The sequence below is a fragment of the Gaetbulibacter sp. S0825 genome (assembly GCF_011777505.1).
In the GTDB taxonomy this organism is placed as follows: Bacteria; Bacteroidota; Bacteroidia; order Flavobacteriales; family Flavobacteriaceae; genus Pontimicrobium.
The window spans coordinates 437929-458607 of sequence record NZ_JAATJT010000001.1; the positions used below are offsets into that span (position 1 = coordinate 437929).

Annotated in this window: 17 protein-coding genes; 5 read left to right on the plus strand and 12 right to left on the minus strand. The window is 33.2% G+C overall.

Annotated features, from left to right (window positions below):
* Positions 1-24: 24 nt before the first annotated feature.
* The 3 genes from HB672_RS02060 to uvrC form a co-directional block, all read right to left on the minus strand.
* A complete protein-coding gene (locus tag HB672_RS02060) occupies positions 25-1182 on the minus strand; it encodes a homogentisate 1,2-dioxygenase (protein ID WP_167606939.1) in 1158 nt (385 codons plus the stop codon).
* Positions 1183-1364: 182 nt separating this feature from the next.
* Positions 1365-3599: a patatin-like phospholipase family protein gene (locus tag HB672_RS02065; RefSeq protein WP_208864168.1), complete on the minus strand. Its 2235-nt coding sequence runs from the start codon at positions 3597-3599 to the stop codon at positions 1365-1367.
* Position 3600: 1 nt separating this feature from the next.
* Positions 3601-5397 (minus strand): excinuclease ABC subunit UvrC, encoded by a 1797-nt coding sequence (uvrC, locus tag HB672_RS02070; RefSeq protein WP_167606942.1) that lies wholly within the window; start codon positions 5395-5397, stop codon positions 3601-3603.
* 88 nt (positions 5398-5485) lie between these two features.
* Here uvrC and rimK point away from each other — a divergent pair, with 88 nt between their 5' ends.
* Genes rimK through HB672_RS02085 form a run of 3 tightly spaced genes read left to right on the plus strand, consistent with a single transcriptional unit; the run spans position 5486 to position 7894 of the window.
* The gene (gene rimK / locus HB672_RS02075) at positions 5486-6361 is read left to right on the plus strand and encodes a 30S ribosomal protein S6--L-glutamate ligase (RefSeq protein WP_167606945.1); all 876 of its coding nucleotides are present in this window, start codon (positions 5486-5488) and stop codon (positions 6359-6361) included.
* Positions 6362-6365: 4 nt separating this feature from the next.
* Positions 6366-7334 (plus strand): succinylglutamate desuccinylase/aspartoacylase family protein, encoded by a 969-nt coding sequence (locus tag HB672_RS02080; RefSeq protein WP_167606948.1) that lies wholly within the window; start codon positions 6366-6368, stop codon positions 7332-7334.
* A complete protein-coding gene (locus tag HB672_RS02085) occupies positions 7331-7894 on the plus strand; it encodes a 5-formyltetrahydrofolate cyclo-ligase (RefSeq protein WP_167606951.1) in 564 nt (187 codons plus the stop codon). Before HB672_RS02080 ends, HB672_RS02085 begins: the two co-directional genes overlap by 4 nt.
* Here HB672_RS02085 and HB672_RS02090 read toward each other — a convergent pair.
* The 9 genes from HB672_RS02090 to panC form a co-directional block, all read right to left on the minus strand.
* Positions 7854-8522 (minus strand): lipoprotein signal peptidase, encoded by a 669-nt coding sequence (locus tag HB672_RS02090; protein WP_167610199.1) that lies wholly within the window; start codon positions 8520-8522, stop codon positions 7854-7856. The two genes, HB672_RS02085 and HB672_RS02090, sit on opposite strands and share 41 nt — an antisense overlap.
* An 81-nt stretch (positions 8523-8603) precedes the next feature.
* Complete coding sequence (locus HB672_RS02095; protein ID WP_167606954.1) at positions 8604-8987, minus strand: TraR/DksA C4-type zinc finger protein; 384 nt, start codon at positions 8985-8987, stop codon at positions 8604-8606.
* Between the two features lie 4 nt (positions 8988-8991).
* Entirely contained in the window at positions 8992-12396 is a 3405-nt protein-coding gene (gene ileS, locus HB672_RS02100; RefSeq protein ID WP_167606957.1) for an isoleucine--tRNA ligase, read from the minus strand.
* Between the two features lie 201 nt (positions 12397-12597).
* Entirely contained in the window at positions 12598-13188 is a 591-nt protein-coding gene (locus HB672_RS02105) for a hypothetical protein (protein WP_167606960.1), read from the minus strand.
* A gap of 10 nt (positions 13189-13198) precedes the next feature.
* Positions 13199-14557: a DNA repair protein RadA gene (radA, locus tag HB672_RS02110; RefSeq protein WP_167606963.1), complete on the minus strand. Its 1359-nt coding sequence runs from the start codon at positions 14555-14557 to the stop codon at positions 13199-13201.
* Positions 14558-15706 carry an alpha/beta hydrolase-fold protein gene (locus tag HB672_RS02115; RefSeq protein WP_167606966.1) on the minus strand — a complete coding sequence of 383 codons (1149 nt, stop codon included), beginning with the start codon at positions 15704-15706 and terminating at the stop codon, positions 14558-14560.
* 67 nt (positions 15707-15773) lie between these two features.
* Positions 15774-16745, minus strand: a complete 972-nt coding sequence (locus tag HB672_RS02120) for a lysylphosphatidylglycerol synthase transmembrane domain-containing protein (protein ID WP_167606969.1) — start codon at positions 16743-16745, stop codon at positions 15774-15776.
* Between the two features lie 4 nt (positions 16746-16749).
* Complete coding sequence (gene panD / locus HB672_RS02125; protein WP_167606972.1) at positions 16750-17100, minus strand: aspartate 1-decarboxylase; 351 nt, start codon at positions 17098-17100, stop codon at positions 16750-16752.
* Between the two features lie 13 nt (positions 17101-17113).
* Positions 17114-17965, minus strand: a complete 852-nt coding sequence (panC, locus tag HB672_RS02130) for a pantoate--beta-alanine ligase (RefSeq protein ID WP_167606975.1) — start codon at positions 17963-17965, stop codon at positions 17114-17116.
* 106 nt (positions 17966-18071) lie between these two features.
* On the opposite strand from panC, the gene HB672_RS02135 reads away from it, so the two are divergent.
* Together HB672_RS02135 and HB672_RS02140 are read left to right on the plus strand one after the other, a co-directional pair.
* Positions 18072-18881 (plus strand): glycogen/starch synthase, encoded by an 810-nt coding sequence (locus tag HB672_RS02135; protein ID WP_167606978.1) that lies wholly within the window; start codon positions 18072-18074, stop codon positions 18879-18881.
* Between the two features lie 7 nt (positions 18882-18888).
* On the plus strand, positions 18889-20679 hold the full coding sequence (locus HB672_RS02140; protein WP_167606981.1) for a DUF4270 domain-containing protein: 1791 nt from the start codon (positions 18889-18891) through the stop codon (positions 20677-20679).

The following is a 20679-nucleotide window of genomic DNA, read 5'->3' on the forward strand; positions in this document are numbered from 1 at the left end:
GATGTGTTTATTTGTTTAATTATATTACTCTAGCCAAGATTTAAAATAATCTTCGTCAGCTATTTTTAATGCTTCTTCTGTTACTTGTAAAGGCTTAAACGTATCTACCATTACAGCCAATTCTTGCGTGTCTTTTTTACCAATACTACGCTCCATAGCTCCTGGATGTGGTCCATGAGGGATTCCTGCTGGATGCAAGGATATATGTCCCGCTTCAATATCGTTTCTACTCATAAAATCTCCATCTACATAATATAACACCTCATCGCTATCTATATTACTATGATTATAAGGTGCTGGAATTGCTTCTGGGTGATAATCGTACAAACGAGGCACAAAACTACATACCACAAATGCGGCAGTTTCAAACGTTTGATGGACTGGTGGCGGTTGATGTACACGTCCTGTTATTGGTTCAAAATCGTGAATAGAAAACGCATAAGGATAATTATAACCATCGTAGCCAATAACATCAAAAGGATGTGATGCATACACCATTTCAATAATTTCTCCTTGCTTTTTTACATTAATGGTAAAATCTCCGGTTTCGTTATAGGTTTCTAATTCTTCTGGTCGACGAATATCTCTTTCACAAAATGGAGAATGCTCTAATAGTTGCCCAAACCAATTCCGATAACGTTTGGGTGTGTAAATTGGGTGATAGGATTCTACAATAAACAGTCTATTATCTTCGGTATCGAAATCTATTTTATAAATCATTCCGCGTGGAATAATTAAATAGTCTCCATACTTAAAATCGAGGTTTCCATACATAGTACGCAGTTTTCCTGTGCCTTTATGGATGAAAATCATTTCGTCTGCATCTGTATTTTTATAAAAATAATCTTGTTTTTTATTTTTAGGAGCAGCCAAAATAATATTGCAATCGCTATTTGTAAGTATTGCTTTTCTGCTTTGTAAATAATCGGCTTCTGGTTTTACTTGAAAACCTCTAAAACGATATGATTGAATATTGTTAGCTTTAGCAACTTTTGGCACAATGCTATATTGTTTTTTAATAGCTTTTACTTGTGTTGGACGCTGCTCATGATAACTGTTAGTTGACATACCATCAAATCCAATGGTACCAAATAGTTGCTCGTAATAAAAATCTCCATTTGGTTTTTTAAAAATGGTGTGTCGTTTAGGTGGAATTTCTCCTAGTTTATGATAAAATGGCATTTTTTAAGATTTAAAAATTAGTCCTAAGAAGTTATATCATAGGATTTATAATTTGTTCGATTAAAGATACGAAAATGCCGCCTTATTCAGGGTTTCTCTTGATAAGGTAATGTAAAAAGATTAAATATTCAATCCAGAATGGTTTCATATTGTAACAAATATCGGGAAAATTATGCAATATTTTAAAACCAAAATCCAATGTTAAAAAACCATTTGCTTTGACTAGCTTCTGGAGACCAAGTATATTTAGCTTCTATTGGGCCAATAATAGTATCAAAACCATAACCTATTGCATAACCACTATAATCTGGAGTCGTAAACCATTCTCCCTCTGTGAAAATATTATCATCTACATTGGCATAATTCGCTGAAAAATTAAAATGGTGGTTTTTTACAAACTCATAATCCAAATTAATAAGTCCTTTTACAAAACTGTCGCCGATAATTGAAATGTGGTCATAACCATAAAATGAAATAAAATTATTGATAAAGTTATTTCCATAACCTCCCAAGGCGAAACTTAATGATTGATTGGAATTATCTCCAATTCTAAAACCTCCTTCAGAGCCAAGAAGCATTGAGAATTTGCTAGAAAAGCTAAAAACATATCCAATGTTGGCTTTTGCAAAAGAAAACTGAGAAAAATCGTTATTAAAATCTGATGATGACAAATACAAATGGAAATCGCTATCAAACAAAAACCCGCTTTTTGGAAAGTGCTTATTACTATAGGTGTCGAACTTTAATTTGCCAAACAAACTGAAGAAATCACTATTTTCAAACATGGTTTTATCTGCGTTTGGATCTGGATTATTCACAATGGTTTCAGAGGTAATTTGAAGTTTTTTGTGTTCTGCTCCCAAAACTAAAGACATATCTTTTCTAAATAATGTTTGTAAGTAAAACTGATTTGTTAAATCCTCTAGTTGAATGTCTAATTTATTTAAACCTGTTGTTGTAATTTCTGCTTCGCTTAAAAGTAATGAAGCATTAATGTCTTTATGAAATGTATTAAATCTAGACCGCAGGCCAATACTCCAATAAAATCCTTTGTCAATATAATATTCAAAATTATATCTAATATTATCTCCTAAAATCAAATCTAAACTCGCTACATCATTTCTTAATAATACTCTTTTTTGAGTAAGATTTAACAATGCAGCACTTTTATACAAATCGTCATAATGTGCTCCTAGTTTTAAATAGGTTTTTGTATCGCTTTCTTTTAGGTTTGCATATAAATCGTAACCATCATTACTCGGCTTAAATTGGTATAAAAAACTATCAAAATTATTAGTCGCTACAAGATTGTTTACACCTCTTGTAAACTCTCTATAAGTGGTTTTTTCATTACCTTTTATTTTTAATTTACCTAGCACATACGACCTTGTATACTTTTCGTTTCCTTTCAAATAAACATTATTAATCGCAATACTATCTATTTTGGGAATAGCAAGTTCTACTTTATTAGTATTTCTTACTATTTCCTTTAACTCATTAATCTTTTTTAACGCCGCTGTTTCACCTCTTTTAATTATTTGTTCGCCATCATCAAAAGACACAACTGTAAATTCTTTAATATCTGGTTTAATATAAATATCAGTCCTAGTGGACTTTTCTTTCATATCCTTGATGGTCCTATAATTATTAATTTGCAATAGTATTTCTGGTGCAGATCTTAAGTTCTCTCTAGTCGATAAGTCATCTTGCACATCGACTCCAATAATAATATCTATACCTTTTGCTTTGAGCTCATCTATCGGATAATTATTAACCACACCTCCATCAATTAAAATTTGATTATTAATAGTAACTGGTTGAAATAACGACGGGAAAGCACCACTAGCAGCAATGGCTTGTGCTAAACTTCCTTGTTCTAAAACAACAGGCTTTCCAGTTTCAATATTAGTAGCAATACAGAAAAACGGAATTGGTAAATTTTTAAACTCTCCAATATCACTAACATGAAGCGTTAGTTTAGAGAACAGGTTAAACACATTTTGTCCTCTTGAAATTGCCGAGGGCAATTGTATTTTAAGATTATTAAAAGGAATAGATATAGCATATTTCTCAGTATTATCGCGCTCATAGAATGTTTTAGAAGCTCTAGGTAAATCATCGCCTATTAACTTGTCAAAATCTATCCCGTTAAATATTCTTTCTAACTCTTTTCCTGAATACCCCGAAGCGTACAACGATCCAATTACCGCTCCCATACTTGTGCCTGCAATGTGATCTATTTTTATACCTAAACTATCAATAGTTTTTAAAACACCAATATGTGCCAATCCTTTTGCACCACCACCACTAAGTACTAAACCAATTTTTGGATTTGGGTTTTCTAGAGTCTCATTTTGTGCTTTCGCAGAAAACGAAATGAGTGTTAATAGGGTTAATATGATGGTTCTAGTTTTCAATCTATTTGTTTTGATTGTAATAATTATAAATTTTCTGAGCTCTAGACACACCTACCACATCTTCAAGTTCATCTAGCTTTGCATACGAAATACGTTTTGCCGATTTAAAATGCTTTAACAATTCCACAATGGTTTTTTCTCCAATACCTGGAATAGTTTCCAACTCCGTATTTAACGCAGTTTTACTACGTTTATTTCGGTGATGTTCAATCCCAAAACGATGCGCTTCATTACGTAATTGCTGAATAATTTTTAGGGTTTCGCTTTTTTTATCTAAATATAGTGGAATTGGATCATTTGGGTAGAATAATTCTTCTAAACGTTTTGCAATTCCAATAATGGCAATTTTTCCACGTAAGTTTAATTCATCCAAACTTTTTAAGGCTGAAGACAGTTGACCTTTTCCACCATCAATAATAATTAATTGTGGCAAGGGTTGTTTTTCGTCCAATAAACGTTTATAGCGTCTGTAAACCACTTCTTCCATGGAGGCAAAATCATCTGGTCCTTCAACTGTTTTTATATTAAAATGTCTATAATCTTTCTTACTTGGTTTTCCGTTCTTAAAAACCACACAAGCAGCTACTGGATGTGTGCCTTGAATATTACTATTATCAAAACACTCTATATGTCGAGGTTCTTCCTTGAGTCGTAAATCGGCTTTCATTTGCGCCATAATACGATTTGCATGTCTATCTGGGTCGACAATTTTTACTTGCTTTAGTTGCTCTAATCTGAAGTACTTCGCATTCCTGATAGATAAATCTAGAATATGTTTTTTATCCCCTAACTTTGGAATAGTTACTTTTATATTATCCCCAATATCAATTTTAAAAGGGACGTAAACTTCTTTAGATAGTGAATTGAATCGTTGTCTAATTTCTACAATGGCAATCTCTAATAATTCTTTATCTGTTTCGTCCAGTTTCTTTTTAATTTCAAGCGTATGAGAACGTACAATAGAACCTAAAGAAATTTGCAAAAAGTTTACATAAGCATAACTCTCATCACTAACTATCGAAAAAACGTCTACATTATTTATTTTAGGATTGACAATAGTCGATTTAGCCTGATAATTTTCTAGTATATCTATTTTATCCTTTACTTTTTGTGCGTCTTCAAAATGCATGTCCTTTGCAAGAGCATTCATTTGCTTTTTAAAGCGTTGCAGGGAATCTTTGAAATTACCTTTTAAAATCTCCCGAATAGCTTTTATATTCTCCTCATATTCGGCAACCGTTTCATGCCCTTCACATGGTCCATTACAATTTCCTAAGTGATATTCTAAGCATACTTTGTACTTTCCAGCATCAATTTTTTCTTGCGATAAATCGTAATTACAAGTTCGTAATTGATACAAGCCTCTTATTAGATCTAATAAAGTATAAACGGTTTTTACACTCGTATAGGGTCCAAAATACTCGCTACCATCTTTTATGAGTCGCCTAGTTTGAAATACTCTTGGAAAACGTTCGTTTTTTATACAAATCCAAGGATACGATTTGTCGTCTTTAAGCATTACATTGTAACGAGGCTTGTATTTTTTAATAAGATTATTCTCCAGTAGCAACGCATCTGTTTCCGTATCTACCACAATATGCTTGATGTTTGCAATCTTTTTTACTAGAATTCTGGTCTTCCCGTTTTCGTGCGTTTTAGTAAAATAAGAACTAACTCTCTTTTTTAAGTTTTTGGCTTTACCAACATAAATTATAACATCATTTGTATCGTAATATTGATATACTCCTGGTAAATTTGGTAGTGTTTGTATTTGTATTTCAAGTGGGGATTTAGCCATTACTCAAAGGTATATTAATTCCTAGATAATGTAAAAATTCATCTTGCTTTTTTAGTATCTTGCGCAATAACATTCCATATTTAACTCCATGAACATTGTTATTTTATCTAGAAATGAAAATTTATATTCTACCAAACGTTTGGTGGAAGAGGGTGAAAGTCGTGGTCATGACGTTGAAATTATTGATCCTTTAAAATGTGATATTATCATTGAAAAGGAAAAGCCAACTATATACTATCAAGATCGCTACCTAGACTATGTTGACGCTATTATTCCACGTATTGGAGCGTCGGTAACCTTTTTTGGTTGTGCTGTGGTAAGGCAGTTTGAAATGATGAATGTGTTTACTATCGCAACCTCCGATGCTATTATTAGGTCTAGAGACAAGCTAAGGAGTTTTCAGCGTTTAAGTAAAGCTGGGATTGGTATGCCAAAAACAGTATTTACTAATTATTCGAGAGATGTCGAGGAGGTTATTGCTCATGTTGGTGGAACACCAGTAATTATTAAATTATTAGAAGGCACGCAAGGCCTTGGAGTTGTTTTGGCTGAAACAAAAAATGCTGCTGAATCTGTTTTAGAGGCATTTAATGGTTTACAAGCAAGAGCTTTAGTTCAAGAATATATTGCTGAAGCTAGAGGCGCAGACATAAGAGCGTTAGTTGTAGATGGTCAGGTAGTTGGTGCTATGAAACGACAAGGAAAAGAAGGTGAATTTCGTTCTAATTTACATCGCGGAGGTTCTGCTGAAATTGTAAAACTTAATGAAGCCGAGCTTAAAGTTGCAATGAATGCATCTAGAGCTTTAAAATTACCTGTTTGTGGTGTCGATATGTTACAATCTGCTCGTGGACCATTACTGTTAGAGGTAAACTCAACTCCTGGATTAGAAGGCATAGAAAGAGCCACACATAGAAACATCGCAAGAGCCATTATCACTTTTATTGAACGTAACAGAAAATAAGAGAATGAGCGAAAAAGAAGTTTTAGATATTTTAGGGCAAAAAGTGGCACTAGGTGAAAGTGCTACAGTGTATTTTAATGTTGCTAAATTACATACACAAAACAAAATAGACGTTCCTGTTATTATTGAACGCTCAAAAAAACCTGGTCCTACCGTTTTAATGACCGCAGGAATCCATGGTGATGAAATAAATGGTGTTGAAATTGTTAGGCAGATTATTGCAAAAGGCATTAATAAGCCCAAAAGAGGGACTATTATTTGTATTCCAGTAATTAACGTATTTGGGTTTATACACATGGATAGGGAGTTTCCTGATGGACGTGATTTAAACCGCGTTTTTCCAGGAGGTAAATCTGGCTCCTTAGCGAGTAGGGTTGCCCATAAATTAATTACAGAAATTGTACCTCATGCCGACTTAATTATGGATTTTCACACTGGAGGTGCAGACAGGTTTAATTCTGCGCAAATACGAATTAAAAAAGGAGAAATCGTACTCGATGAATTAGCCGAAGTGTTTGGAGCGCCTTTTGTTTATTATTCAAAAAACCTCAACAAATCGTTCAGAAATACGAGCTACAAACTAGGTATTCCCATGCTACTTTTTGAAGGCGGAAAATCTTTTAACATACATCCAACTATTACAAATACAGGTGTTAATGGTGCTAAACGTGTGTTACATCACCTAGAAATGTTAGGTAGCAAATTTAAAGTTTCAAAGCCTAAAAAGTCATGTATCTACATCTCAGAAAGCAAATGGATTAGAGCTAAATATTCTGGGATGTTTAAAGCTTCAATTGGCATCAATGCTAAGGTTAATAAAGACGATGTCATTGGTCACATTACAGACCCATATGGGAGTTTTAATCATTTTGTAAAAGCGCCTAATAGTGGGTATATTTTTAATATAAACGAATCACCCTTGGTATACCAGGGAGACGCTATTTTTCATATTTCTACAAAACTAGAAGAATGACAAAAAAAGAGTTAAGAAAAAAATACAAAACATTAAGAAACAATTTATCTTTTAAAGACATTGATGAAAAAAGTTTAGCTATTGCTAATAAACTATTGACTATGGATATTTGGGATAAATCCTTTTACCATCTCTTTTTAACAATTGCCGAACATAAAGAAATAAATACAGATTATATACTAAACATTCTTGCCGGAAAAGATAAGCATACAGTCGTTTCAAAATGTAATTTTAAGACTATAAATCTTGAAAATTATTTGCTAACAGATAGTACTACTATTAAATCAAATGACTGGGGGATTCCTGAACCTATTGATGGTATTCCAATTGAAAACTCTAAAATTGAGGTAGTCTTTATACCTTTATTATGCTTTGACAAACAAGGACATCGTGTTGGCTATGGTGCAGGTTACTATGATAATTTTTTAGGTGATTGTAATCCAGAAACTATAAAAATTGGGGTATCATTGTTTGAAGTTGAAGACAACATAGAAGATGTTTATAAAGGTGACGTACCTCTTAATTATTGTGTGACTCCTCAGCAGGTATATCGGTTTTAACGACTTTGTGTTCTTTCGGGAACGCTTTCCTATTAAAAACAATCAATATTCCAACACCTGTGCTTATTGCCATATCTGCAATATTAAAAACAGGATTAAAAAACGTAAAATAATTACCTCCGTAAACAGGAATCCAATCTGGCAAATAACCCTTCCACAGTGGAAAATGGAGCATATCTACAACTTTTCCGTGTAATAAACTATCATAACCTCCTCCTTCGGAAAAAGCGGTAGCTATTTGTCCATAACTATCATTAAAAATAACGCCATAAAAAACCGAGTCTATAATATTTCCTAAGGCTCCTGCAAATATGAGTGAAATAGCAACTATTAACACCCTAGAACCTTTATTCTTAATTGAGTTAATAAGCCAATAACCAATCCCAACAATTGCAAACAACCTAAAACATGTTAGAATTACTTTGGCTGTTCTATCTGTAATCAAGGAAGTGAAGTCACTAAGTTTTGCTCCCCAAGCCATTCCATCGTTTTCAATAAACAAAATGCGAAACCAATTAAAAATTTTAATTTCTTCTCCTAGTTCAAAATTTGTTTTGATATAAACCTTAGATATTTGATCTATTAGCAGAATAATAATGATTATGATTGAGGCTTTTTTTAAAGACATTTTAAACTCTAGGTTTGTAAATGGTAAATATAAAAAAACGCCTCTAATGAGAGACGTTTTTAACATTAGTGTAAATGTTTATTATTTTTGCATGTTCTTAGCTTCAATACTTAACGTCGCATGAGGCACTAACTCTAATCGTTTTTTATTGATTAGTTTTCCAGTAACACGACAAACACCATAAGTTTTATTTTCTATTCTAATTAATGCGTTTTTTAAGTCACGAATAAATTTTTCTTGTCGAATTGCTAAAGCTGAGTTAGACTCTTTACTCATTACAGCGCTTCCTTCATCAAACGCTTTAAAGGTTGGCGCAGTGTCTTCTGTACCATTATTGTGGTCGTTCATATAAGCACTTTTAATCAACTCTAAATCGTGCTGCGCCTTGCTTATTTTTTCTTGAATTAATTTTTTGAATTCTGCTAAATCTTTGTCAGAATATCTTACTGTATTTCCTGCTGCCATAGTTCTAAATTTTTTGAATAAATAATTTGGTATTTACATCATCGAAAGCAATATCTATACCATTATTTAAGTCGTCTAAAATTTCCAATTCATCTGTTAATGTTTCGGTTTTTATATACTCTAAGTTTTTATTTATTGCGTTAATAATTTGTTCATCTTTTTGAAATTGTACTGCAATTCTATCTGTCAACTCAAAACCAGAATCCTTACGTAAATTTTGAATTCGGTTTACCAATTCTCTTGCAATACCTTCTTTCTTTAAATCGTCTGTTAAGGTTACATCTAAAGCCACTGTTAATGCTCCTTGACTTGCTACAAGCCAACCTTCAATATCTTGCGATGTTATCTCAACATCAGACTTTTCTAATGTAATACTTTTTCCATTAATTTCAACGTCAAAAATACCGTTTTGCTCGATATTTTTAATATCGTCTGCTGTAAAGTTATTAACCGCTTGTGCCACTGCTTTCATGTCTTTTCCAAAACGTGGTCCGAGCACTTTAAAGTTAGGTTTAATTTGCTTTACTAGAATGTCTGAAGCATCTTCTAAAACTTCAACCTCTTTTACATTCACTTCAGATTTTATTAAATCGGCAACTGCTAAGATTTCCTGTTTTTGAGTTTCACTGCTAATAGGAACCATAATCTTTTGGAGCGGCTGACGTACTTTAATCTTTTCTTTAGCTCGTAACGATAAAACTAATGATGATATTGTTTGAGCTGCTTCCATTTTGCGTTCCAAAGACTTATCGACAAAAGATTCGTCAAATTTCGGGAACTCAGCTAAATGCACACTTTCAAAAATCTCTTTTTGAGTTGCTGAATTTAAATCTAGATACAACTTATCCATAAAGAAAGGTGCAATTGGAGCTCCTAACTTTGCTATGGTTGCCATACAAGTATATAATGTTTGATAAGCCGAAATCTTATCTGCTTGATAGTCACCTTTCCAGAATCTCCTTCTACTTAACCTTACAAACCAGTTACTTACATAATCTTGGGTGAAATCTGAAATTGCTCTTGCTGCTTTTGTTGGCTCGTAGTCGGCATAGTAATCATCAACCTTTTGGATTAATGTATGCAATTCTGATAAAATCCAACGGTCAATTTCTGGTCTTTCATTTAGTGGAATATCTGCTTCAGAATAACTAAAGTTATCCAAATTAGTATATAATGTAAAGAAAGAATAGGTGTTATAAAGTGTTCCGAAGAATTTGCGCTTTACTTCTTCTATACCTTCTAAATCGAACTTTAAATTATCCCAAGGGTTGGCATTACTAATCATGTACCAACGTGTGGCATCTGCGCCATAAGTTGATAGGGTTTCAAATGGGTCAACCGCATTTCCAAGACGTTTAGACATTTTCTGTCCGTTCTTGTCTAACACTAATCCATTTGATACTACATTTTTATATGCAACTGAATCGAATACCATTGTCCCAATTGCATGAAGTGTATAGAACCATCCACGAGTTTGGTCGACACCTTCAGCAATAAAATCGGCTGGGAATGATTTGTTTTGGTCTATTTTCCCCTTATTCTCGAATGGATAATGCCATTGTGCATAAGGCATAGAACCAGAATCAAACCACACATCAATTAAATCACTTTCACGCTTCATTGGTTGTCCTGAAGGTGATACTAGCACGATTTCATCAACAATGTTTTTATGTAAATCGATTTTTGCATAATTCTCTTCGGAGTTGTTACCAACTTCAAAATCTTCAAAAATATCTTTTGCTAAAACACCCGCTTCAACAGCCTTTTGCATTTCAGCTTTTAATTCTTCTACTGAGCCTATACAAAGTGCTTCTTTACCATCTTCGGTTCTCCATATTGGCAATGGAATTCCCCAATAACGTGAACGTGATAAGTTCCAATCGTTTGCATTAGCCAACCAGTTTCCAAAACGTCCTGTTCCAGTAGATTTTGGCTTCCAGTTAATCGTTTCATTAAGCTCAAACATTCTGTCTTTAATGTCTGTTACTTTAATGAACCAAGAATCTAATGGATAATATAAAATTGGCTTATCAGTTCTCCAACAATTTGGGTAACTGTGTTTATATTTTTCAACCTTAAAGGCTTTGTTTTCTTCTTTTAATTTAATAGCAAGCTCAACATCAACCGAACGTTCAGGAGCTTCACCATCGTTGTAATATTCATTCTTCACATACTTTCCAGCAAACTCACCTAATTCTGGTCTAAAGCGTCCTTGTAAATCTACTAAAGGCACTAAATTATCATTCTCGTCTTTTACTAGCATTGGTGGTACTTCTGGTGTTGCTTGTTTAGCAACCAAGGCATCATCTGCTCCAAAAGTTGGTGCTGTATGTACGATTCCAGTACCATCTTCAGTAGTTACGAAATCTCCAGAAATGACTCTAAATGCATTTTCAGGATTATCATTTGGTAATACAAAAGGTAGAAGTTGTTCGTAAGTTATTCCAACTAAATCCTTACCAACAAACTCTTTAACAACGTAAAAAGGAATCTTCTTATCTCCAGATTTATAATTTAATAATTCTGATTTTTCTTCAACTTGACTGAACTTTCCTGAAAATTGATTGTTAACTAGTTTTTTAGCTAAAATCACATTCATTGGTTGGAATGTATATTGGTTATAAGTTTCAACTAGTACATACTCAATTTTTGGCCCAACAGTTAATGCTGTATTACTTGGTAGTGTCCAAGGTGTTGTTGTCCAAGCTAAAAAGAAAATATCTCCTTCGTTTTGTAAAAAATCAGGAAGCGAGTCTTCATTTGCCTTAAACTGAGCAACAACTGTTGTATCAGTAACATCTTGATAGGTTCCTGGTTGGTTCAATTCATGCGAGCTTAAACCAGTTCCTGCTTTAGGCGAATACGGTTGAATAGTGTAACCTTTGTAAAGTAAGTTTTTGTTGTAAATCTGCTTTAACAACCACCAAACCGATTCCATGTATTTTGGTTCATAGGTCACATAAGGGTCATCCATATCAACCCAATAACCCATTTTTTGGGTAAGGTCGTTCCAAACATCTGTATAACGCATTACAGCTTTCCGGCAAGCTGCATTATAATCTTCAACCGAAATCGTTTTACCAATATCTTCTTTAGTAATCCCTAGCTCTTTTTCAACACCAAGTTCAATAGGTAGGCCATGAGTATCCCAACCAGCTTTACGCTTAACTTGGTAGCCTTTCATGGTTTTGTATCGAGGGAAAATATCTTTAATAGCTCTTGCCAATACATGATGTACTCCTGGTAACCCATTGGCTGAAGGTGGTCCTTCAAAAAACACATAAGGTTTATTCCCTTCGCGTGTAGACACACTTTTTTCAAACACATTATTTTCTTCCCAATAGTTTAGAATTTCTTCGGCTACTTTTGGTAAGTCAAGTCCTTTATATTCAGGAAATTTAGTACTCATTATATCCTATTTGATTTCGAGCTGCGAAATTAAGGAATTTTGGTAAAATAGAGAGTGAAATTAAAGAAAAACGTAGGTGTCTTTTATCATATCATACTGATAATTATAAATGAATTCTCTCCTTCGACTGTTCTTCTATGATTAATGAATGCAGAGCATTCCAATATAGCTTCTAAAATATCTGGGTTATTTCCTTAAAAATCACCTTAACATCTCAAGAGTTTTAGAATATTCATTTACGAGTTTGTTCTCATAACTGCCTAACTCTTGTCTAATAGACCACATAAGTCGCAACGCGTCTGCATACTTAGCATCAGAATCAAAATCGAAAAACTTCTTTAAAAAAGTATCTCTAGTTTTATTTAGTGCATCTTGCACAGCATAAGTTTTTGATAATTGTGACACAATATCAATATCCATACTAGACAACATATTACTAAATTTTGCCATTTCGAACATAGCATTCGACACTTGTCCGTCACCTATACCTCTCCAATTAGGGAATCGTTCGTAAAAATTTCTGTCAAATAGATTTTCTTTTAATATGTCTTCGGTTAACAAAGGGTATAAACTATCTAAAGATTTGTTGAATTTTGTCCTGTTTTGTTGAGCACTTTTTACGATTTCTAAATTAGATTCAATTTCTGTTTTGATGTTTTTAAGAACTTCTTTCTGATTGTTTTCTAAGTTCTTAGCTGCATTCCACTCCGAGGCTAAAATTCCGAGGAATACACCTAAAACCACTAAAATGAGTTGAATAAAATATTCTGAGATTTTTAATTTCTTTTTCATAATAAAACGATTACACAATGAAATCAACCAAATCCTCAATCTTTGAAATAAGTTGAATTTTAATAGCTGTGCTTTTTAATGAAATCTTATTGTATTTAGATACAAAAATGGTAGAAAACCCTAGTTTTTCAGCCTCTAAAATACGTTGTTCCACGCGTTGTACAGGGCGAATTTCTCCTGATAAACCAACCTCAGCCGCAAAACAAAAGTCTTTTTGAAGTGCTTCGTCTTCATTGGAAGATAAAATAGCGGCAACAACAGCCAAGTCAATTGCTGGGTCGTCAACAGTAATGCCTCCTGTAATATTTAAAAACACATCTTTAGCACCTAAGCGAAAACCTGCACGTTTTTCTAAAACAGCTAAAAGCATATTTAAGCGTTTGGCATTAAAACCTGTTGCTGAACGTTGTGGTGTGCCATAAACTGCAGTACTTACTAAAGCTTGGACTTCAATCATTAAAGGTCGCATACCTTCTAAAGTCGCAGCTACAGCGTTTCCTGATAATTCTTCGTCTTTTTTAGAAATAAGTATTTCGGAAGGATTTGATACTTCTCGTAATCCAGAACCTTGCATTTCATAAATACCAAGCTCATTGGTAGAGCCAAAACGATTTTTATTGGCTCTTAAAATTCTAAATACATGATTTCTATCTCCTTCAAATTGCAAAACTGTGTCGACCATGTGCTCTAATATTTTCGGACCAGCAATGTTTCCATCCTTTGTTATATGGCCTATAAGTACAACTGGAGTAGCAGTTTCTTTGGCAAATTTTATAAGCTCAGTAGTACATTCTTTTATTTGAGAAATACTTCCTGAAGATGATTCAATATAATCACTATGCAATGTTTGAATGGAATCTACCACCACAATATCTGGTTCTAAAGCTTCTATTTGCTTAAAGATATTTTGAGTTTTAGTTTCAGTTAATATGTAGCAATTACTGCTATTTGGGTTTATACGTTCTGCACGCATTTTTATTTGTTTCTGACTTTCTTCACCAGATACGTATAAGGTTTTGTATGGCAATTTTAAAGCTATTTGAAGCAATAAGGTACTTTTCCCAATTCCTGGTTCGCCTCCTAAAAGTGTTAAAGAACCTGGAACAATTCCACCACCAAGAACACGATTGAATTCAGCATCACCAGTTTGCATACGTGCTTCTTGCGATACATCAATTTCGTTAATCAACAAGGGTTTTGAAACTCGTTTTGATGAATTTGAAGGTGTTTTCCAATCACTTTTTTCGGCTTTTTGAATCACTTCTTCGGCAATGGTATTCCACTCTTTACATGCAGAACATTGTCCTTGCCATTTTGAAAACTGATTGCCACAATTTTGGCAAAAAAATGTTGTTTTTACCTTTGCCATTTAATATCCGAAATCTCTCTTTATTGCATCTGCTCTTTCCATCATTTCATCTTTGGTGTAACCACCAATCTCTTCTAAAATATAAGCCGATTTATAGGTACGCATAGCTTTTTTAGGTTCGCCCGTTTCTTCGTAAAAACGCCCTAAATAATAATTTCCTAATAATGTGTCTGGATATTCTTTTCTAGCAAGTTTACCAAGGGATTCGTATTCATCATACGCTTTGTTTTTTTCAATAGCTGCAGCTATTGCTTTAAAGTCGTTAACGAGCACTTGTTTTTCTATATTAAACAACTCATTTATCATTTCGTATTTTTCATTCAAATACGCTACAGGTGAAGTTTCTAAAGTTAAAATACGCTCGGTATACTCCTTTTTACTAATAGGTTGAAACACAAAAAACATACTTTCTAAAGCATTTGGTATAGCATGAGCTGGCAACGAATAGTGCGTTGGTCCGTCAAACTCATTAAAACCAAAAAATATGTTCTTGTTTTCTAATGCAGATAATCTTGTATTTAAAACATTTGCGTCTTCTCTCAATGGTTTTATATCGTTAGTTGAAGTAGCCAAATAGTAAAATATTTTTCTTTCTATTTCGCTAAGCCTCGTTGGTAAATTATCAAGCATGCTTATTGCTAAGTCTGGACTTAAAGCCATATAAGCATTAAAAAGCGGTTCTTTTTTAAATAGGAAATAGTTTATAAAATTGGCTGTTTCGCCATGTCCAACTGCTACTCTAAAATTAGCTGTTCTATATTTATCTTCAATGTATGGAATAAGCTCCATACCAATAAACTCAAAGAATTTTGCTCCTGATTCTACTGGAAAATAGGTTTGGTCGGAGTAATGATTGTCTTCGCCCCTTGAATCAACTTGATTAATTCCTACCACAATTGCTTCTGGCATATCTTCCCAATAAGAGTAATAATCAACGTTTCCTGCTACAGGCTCGAATAAGTAATCCCCATCAAACACTATGAATATAGGATATAGCTTTTCTGTATTTTCTTCGTAATTTCTCGGTAATTGAATTTTTAATTCTCTTGAGGTACCTAGTTTTGCCGATTGAAACTCTTCGTATATTGTTTGTGAATTTACAAGGCCAAAACTAAGAAAGGCAATGAACGTGGTTAGCTTGATTTTCATTTTAATTCGATTTGAGATTAATAATGGCAAGGTACACATTTAGGGCTAAAAATGGAAGTGTTTTAAGTTAGCTCGTTTGTGTTTTTTCTCGGTTTTTATTGTAGATAGGTAAAAATAGTAACGATAAACCTCCCAAAACAATTACCATTAAAGTTTGTGCTGTCCACATAATCCACCCAAATGCCATACCAGCATCTTCAGCAATTCCGAAAATTGAAAAAGCTAAAAAAATAGCTACTGGATACGAACCAACACCTCCGTTTGTTGCTGCAATACTAAAACTTCCTGAAATAAAGCCAATTAAAATAGCTGCAAGCGGGATTCCCGATGTTTCGTCTACTGCAAATGTTGTCACATAAAACATTAGGACATACATAAGCCAAATAAACAATGTGTGGCCTACAAATGCCCACTTTTGCTTCATTTTAAAAATGCTTAAAACACCTTCAATTAATCCTACAACAAAACCTTTGATTTTCAATGCAAGTTTAGAATTACTTCGTCTTATAAACAATACAAAAACTATAGAAATTACTATTAATCCTGCAACTCCAATAAGGATTTTATTAGGGTCAAACCGTTCAGCAAAAAAATCATATATATACTCAAATTCCAGAAAAAGTGTTATAGCTATTATTAGTAGCATCATTACTAAATCTGCAATACGCTCAGCAACTATAGTTCCAAAACCCTTTTCAAACGGTATACCTTCATAATTGGCAACTATTGAAGCTCTTGATATTTCTCCTGCTCTTGGTATGGTGTAATTAATAAGATATGCTGCCATAACTGCCATGAAGCTATTTGGAATATGCAATTTATAACCCATTGGGTTAATCATAAACTTCCAACGATAGGCACGCGATAAATGACTTAAAACACCGAGTAAAACGCCTAAACCTATCCATGTATAATTTGCTTCTTTGAAATAAGAAAGAAGCTCAGACATTGGCATTTTTGACAAAGAATACCAGATCAATACTACTCCCAAGATTAAAGGAAGTATTATTTTAATAACATTCTTTGTTTGTTTGCTCAATGATTTATTTTAATAAATTGGTATTCTCGTCTGGGAACACCAAAGATGGTTTAAAAGTTTTGGCTTCTTCAATATCCATAAATGCATAGGTTATTAAAATAAGCGTATCACCTACAGCAACCTTCCTCGCTGCAGCACCATTTAAGGTTATTTCTCCACTATTTCTAGGGCCTGGAATAACATAGGTGTCAAGACGCTCTCCATTGTCATTGTTCACAATTTGAACTTTTTCACCTTGAATAATATTGGCAGCCTCCATTAAGTCTTCATCTATGGTGATGCTGCCTATATAGTTTAGGTCGGCACCTGTACATTTAACTCTATGGATTTTTGATTTTACAACTTGTATTTGCATTGGGCAAAGGTAATTAATTTAGTGCGATATTATCTATAAGTCTTATCTCTCCAGCATAAACTGCAATAAACGCACGGTATTTTTTTGATTGTGATTTTCTTTTTACTGGCTTTAAGGTTTCTATGTCGGCAATTATAAAATATTCTAACTCTAAAAGTTGATTTTTTTCAAATTGCTTTTTAACCCATTCCGTTACTTTTGTAGCACTTTTTGTGCCAAATTTTTTCTTGGCTTCTTGTAAGGTTCTAAAAATGAATGGTGCTGCTTTTTTATATTCTGGAAGTAGCCTTTCATTTCTTGAGCTCATTGCCAAACCTGTAGTTTCACGATGAATTTTACACCCAACAATTTTTACTGGTAAGTTATTCTTATCTACTAACTTTCTAATGATTTGTAATTGCTGAAAATCTTTTTCTCCAAAATATGCTCTATCTGGAGTCACAATTTCAAATAATCGTTTCACAATAGTTCCAACACCGTCAAAATGACCGTCTCTAAATTCACCTTCCATTTCATGTTCTAATCCATCAAAATCAAATCTTTTAGCTTTAGGATGTTTCCCATAAATATCTTCAACTGTAGGAGCATACACAAAAATTTTTGAATCGGATACTGTTTTTAAGAGTTCTACATCTCTGTCTAATGTTCTAGGGTAATTTTTAAGGTCTTTTTGGTTATCAAACTGTGTTGGATTTACAAAAATGCTCACAAAAACAACATCATTTTCTTGTAAAGCTTTCTTTATTAAAGATAAATGACCTTTATGCAATGCACCCATAGTAGGTACAAACCCAATAGAAGTATCATTTTTTCTAAGGTCCAATATTATGTCTCCAATATGTTCTTTTGAGTTTGCTACTTGCATTTTATAAAAAAATTAACAGCGTGCAAACATAATATATTACTATTAATCTGCATAATTTTTGTAATTTTGCGTGTTTTTTATTCTAAAAATTAAAGCAGAAGCGTTTATGAAAGATAAGAGAATATTGTATGTGTCCTCTGAAGTAGTGCCATATTTACCTGAGACAGAGATTTCTTCAATGTCCTTTGAGGCACCAAGAATGGTAAACAAACAAGGAGGTCAAATACGAATATTCATGCCTAGATATGGAAACATTAACGAAAGAAGGCATCAACTTCATGAAGTAATTCGCTTATCTGGAATAAATTTGGTGATTAATGACTTAGATATGCCATTAATAATAAAAGTGGCTTCTATCCCAAAAGAAAGAATTCAGGTTTACTTTATTGACAACGAAGAGTATTTTAAAAGAAAGGCAACATTAACTGACGAAAATGGTAAGTTGTTTGGAGATAATGACGAGCGCGCTATTTTCTTTGCAAAAGGTGTCATTGAAACTGTTAAAAAACTAAATTGGGCACCAGATATTATTCATGTACATGGATGGTTAGCATCATTACTTCCACTTTACCTAAAAGAATATTACAAAGATGAACCGCTTTTTAACGAAAGTAAAATAGTGACCTCATTATACAATCAAAGTTTTGATGACTCGTTAAATAAAGAAATGATAAACAAGATAAAGTTTGATAATATTGAAGAATCAGCAATAAAAACTTTAGAAACACCTACTTACAATAACCTTATGAAAGTAGCTGTAGATTATTCGGACGCATTGATTGTTGGGTCTGAAAATATGCCTGATGAATTACAAGACTATTTAAAAAATTGCAATAAACCAGTCTTAGAATATCAATACCCAGATGAATTTGCTGAAGCTTATACAGCATTTTACAACACCCAAGTTTTAAGCTAGAAAACACATGAAAAAGAATAAAATTTTATTAAAAAACATAGCCCTTTTGGCTGTAATAGTTACCATATTTGCTGCCTGTGAAAGAGATTTTGCAAGTTTAGATTCAGATGTGGTAAACTCTGAAAATACGACACATTTCAATGCAGATGTTGTAACGTACCCAATTGTGACCTATAATAAAAAGATTACACCTTTTCAATCTAATAGACTTCCTTCAAACTTAATTGGCTATTATGACGACCCTATTTTTGGAAGTTACTCTGCAAATTTTGTTGGACAACTTTCTCCAAATATCTTTAATCCTCAATTTGGCGAAAATGTTGTTTTAGATTCTGTTGTACTTACAGTGCCTTATTACAGTCGAGTTACAGGAATTAATGATGGCGGAGGATCTGACTATGTATTAGACTCAGTTTATGCTGACACTCCAATTAAACTCTCAATTTATCAAAACAACTATTTCTTAAGAGAGTTTGATCCAAATTCAGATTTAAACCAATCTCAAAAATATTATTCAAATGGAGCACTTTCAGAATCTGTTCAAATAAACTCAGCCGATTTAGAAGGACAACTTGTCTATGATGCTAACTTTATTCCAAGTGAAAAACAAATTGTTCTAAAAGGGTTTGACGAAGATGGTGAACCAGATTCTACTTTTGTAGCACCGTCCATGAGACTTCATATTAGAGATTCTTTACATCATACTTATTGGCAACAATTACTATTTGATAAAGAAGATGAACCAGAATTAAGCAATAGAAATAATTTCCTAAACTATTTTAGAGGACTTTACTTTAAAGCCGAAGGTATAAGTGGATCAGGCTCAATGGCAATGCTTAATTTTAACTCTTCAGATGCCAATCTTACAGTATATTATACTAGTGACAGGGATAATACTGATGAGGATAATGATGGAATACCTGATTATGCTGATGTTGATAGTAACGGCGATAATGTAAATGATAATGGAACAGACACAGATAATGATGGTATTAATGATACTCATGATGTAGATCAAACAGAAGGGATTGATATAAATAATAACGGTATTGACGATACCTTAGATTCTATTAAAGGTGAGTACACGATGAATTTCTATAGAAATCTAATTAATTTAATGACCAATAATTTAATTTCAATTCCTGATGGTGATGATGCCGTAGGAGACGAAAAATTATATTTAAAAGGAGGAGAAGGCTATATGGCTGTTATAGATTTATTTAACGGAACCGTTGAAGATGAAAATGGAAATCCCGAAGATGCCTTTGATAATTTTAAAAGAGTGTTTAGAGAACAAGACGGAGAAAACATTTCAAGAAAAAGATTAATAAATGAAGCTTATTTGGAGTTTTATGTGGATCAAAGTACTGTACAAGGAAATGAACCTGATAGGGTTTTAATTTATAATCTTAGTGACAATACAGCTTTAGTAGACTATTATATCGATCAATCTGCAAGTGGCACAACAGTAAATGCTAAAATTGACCATTTAGTTCCTTTAAAAAGAGAAGACGATGATCCCGAAGGTGATGGTATTAAATACAAAATAAGAATAACCGAGCATTTAAAAAACATTTTTGTTAACGATTCAACAAATGTTAAATTAGGTTTATCAGTAATGTCTGGAGTAGGTTCTGTCAATACTCAAGCACTTTTAGATGATAGTGATGCCAATGTGAAAGCAATACCTAATGGAAGCCTCTTGTCATACAAAGGAACAGTGCTTTTTGGAAACAACACGACCAATGAAGCTAAAAAAGCTAAATTAACTATATATTACACCGAACCAGAAAACTAA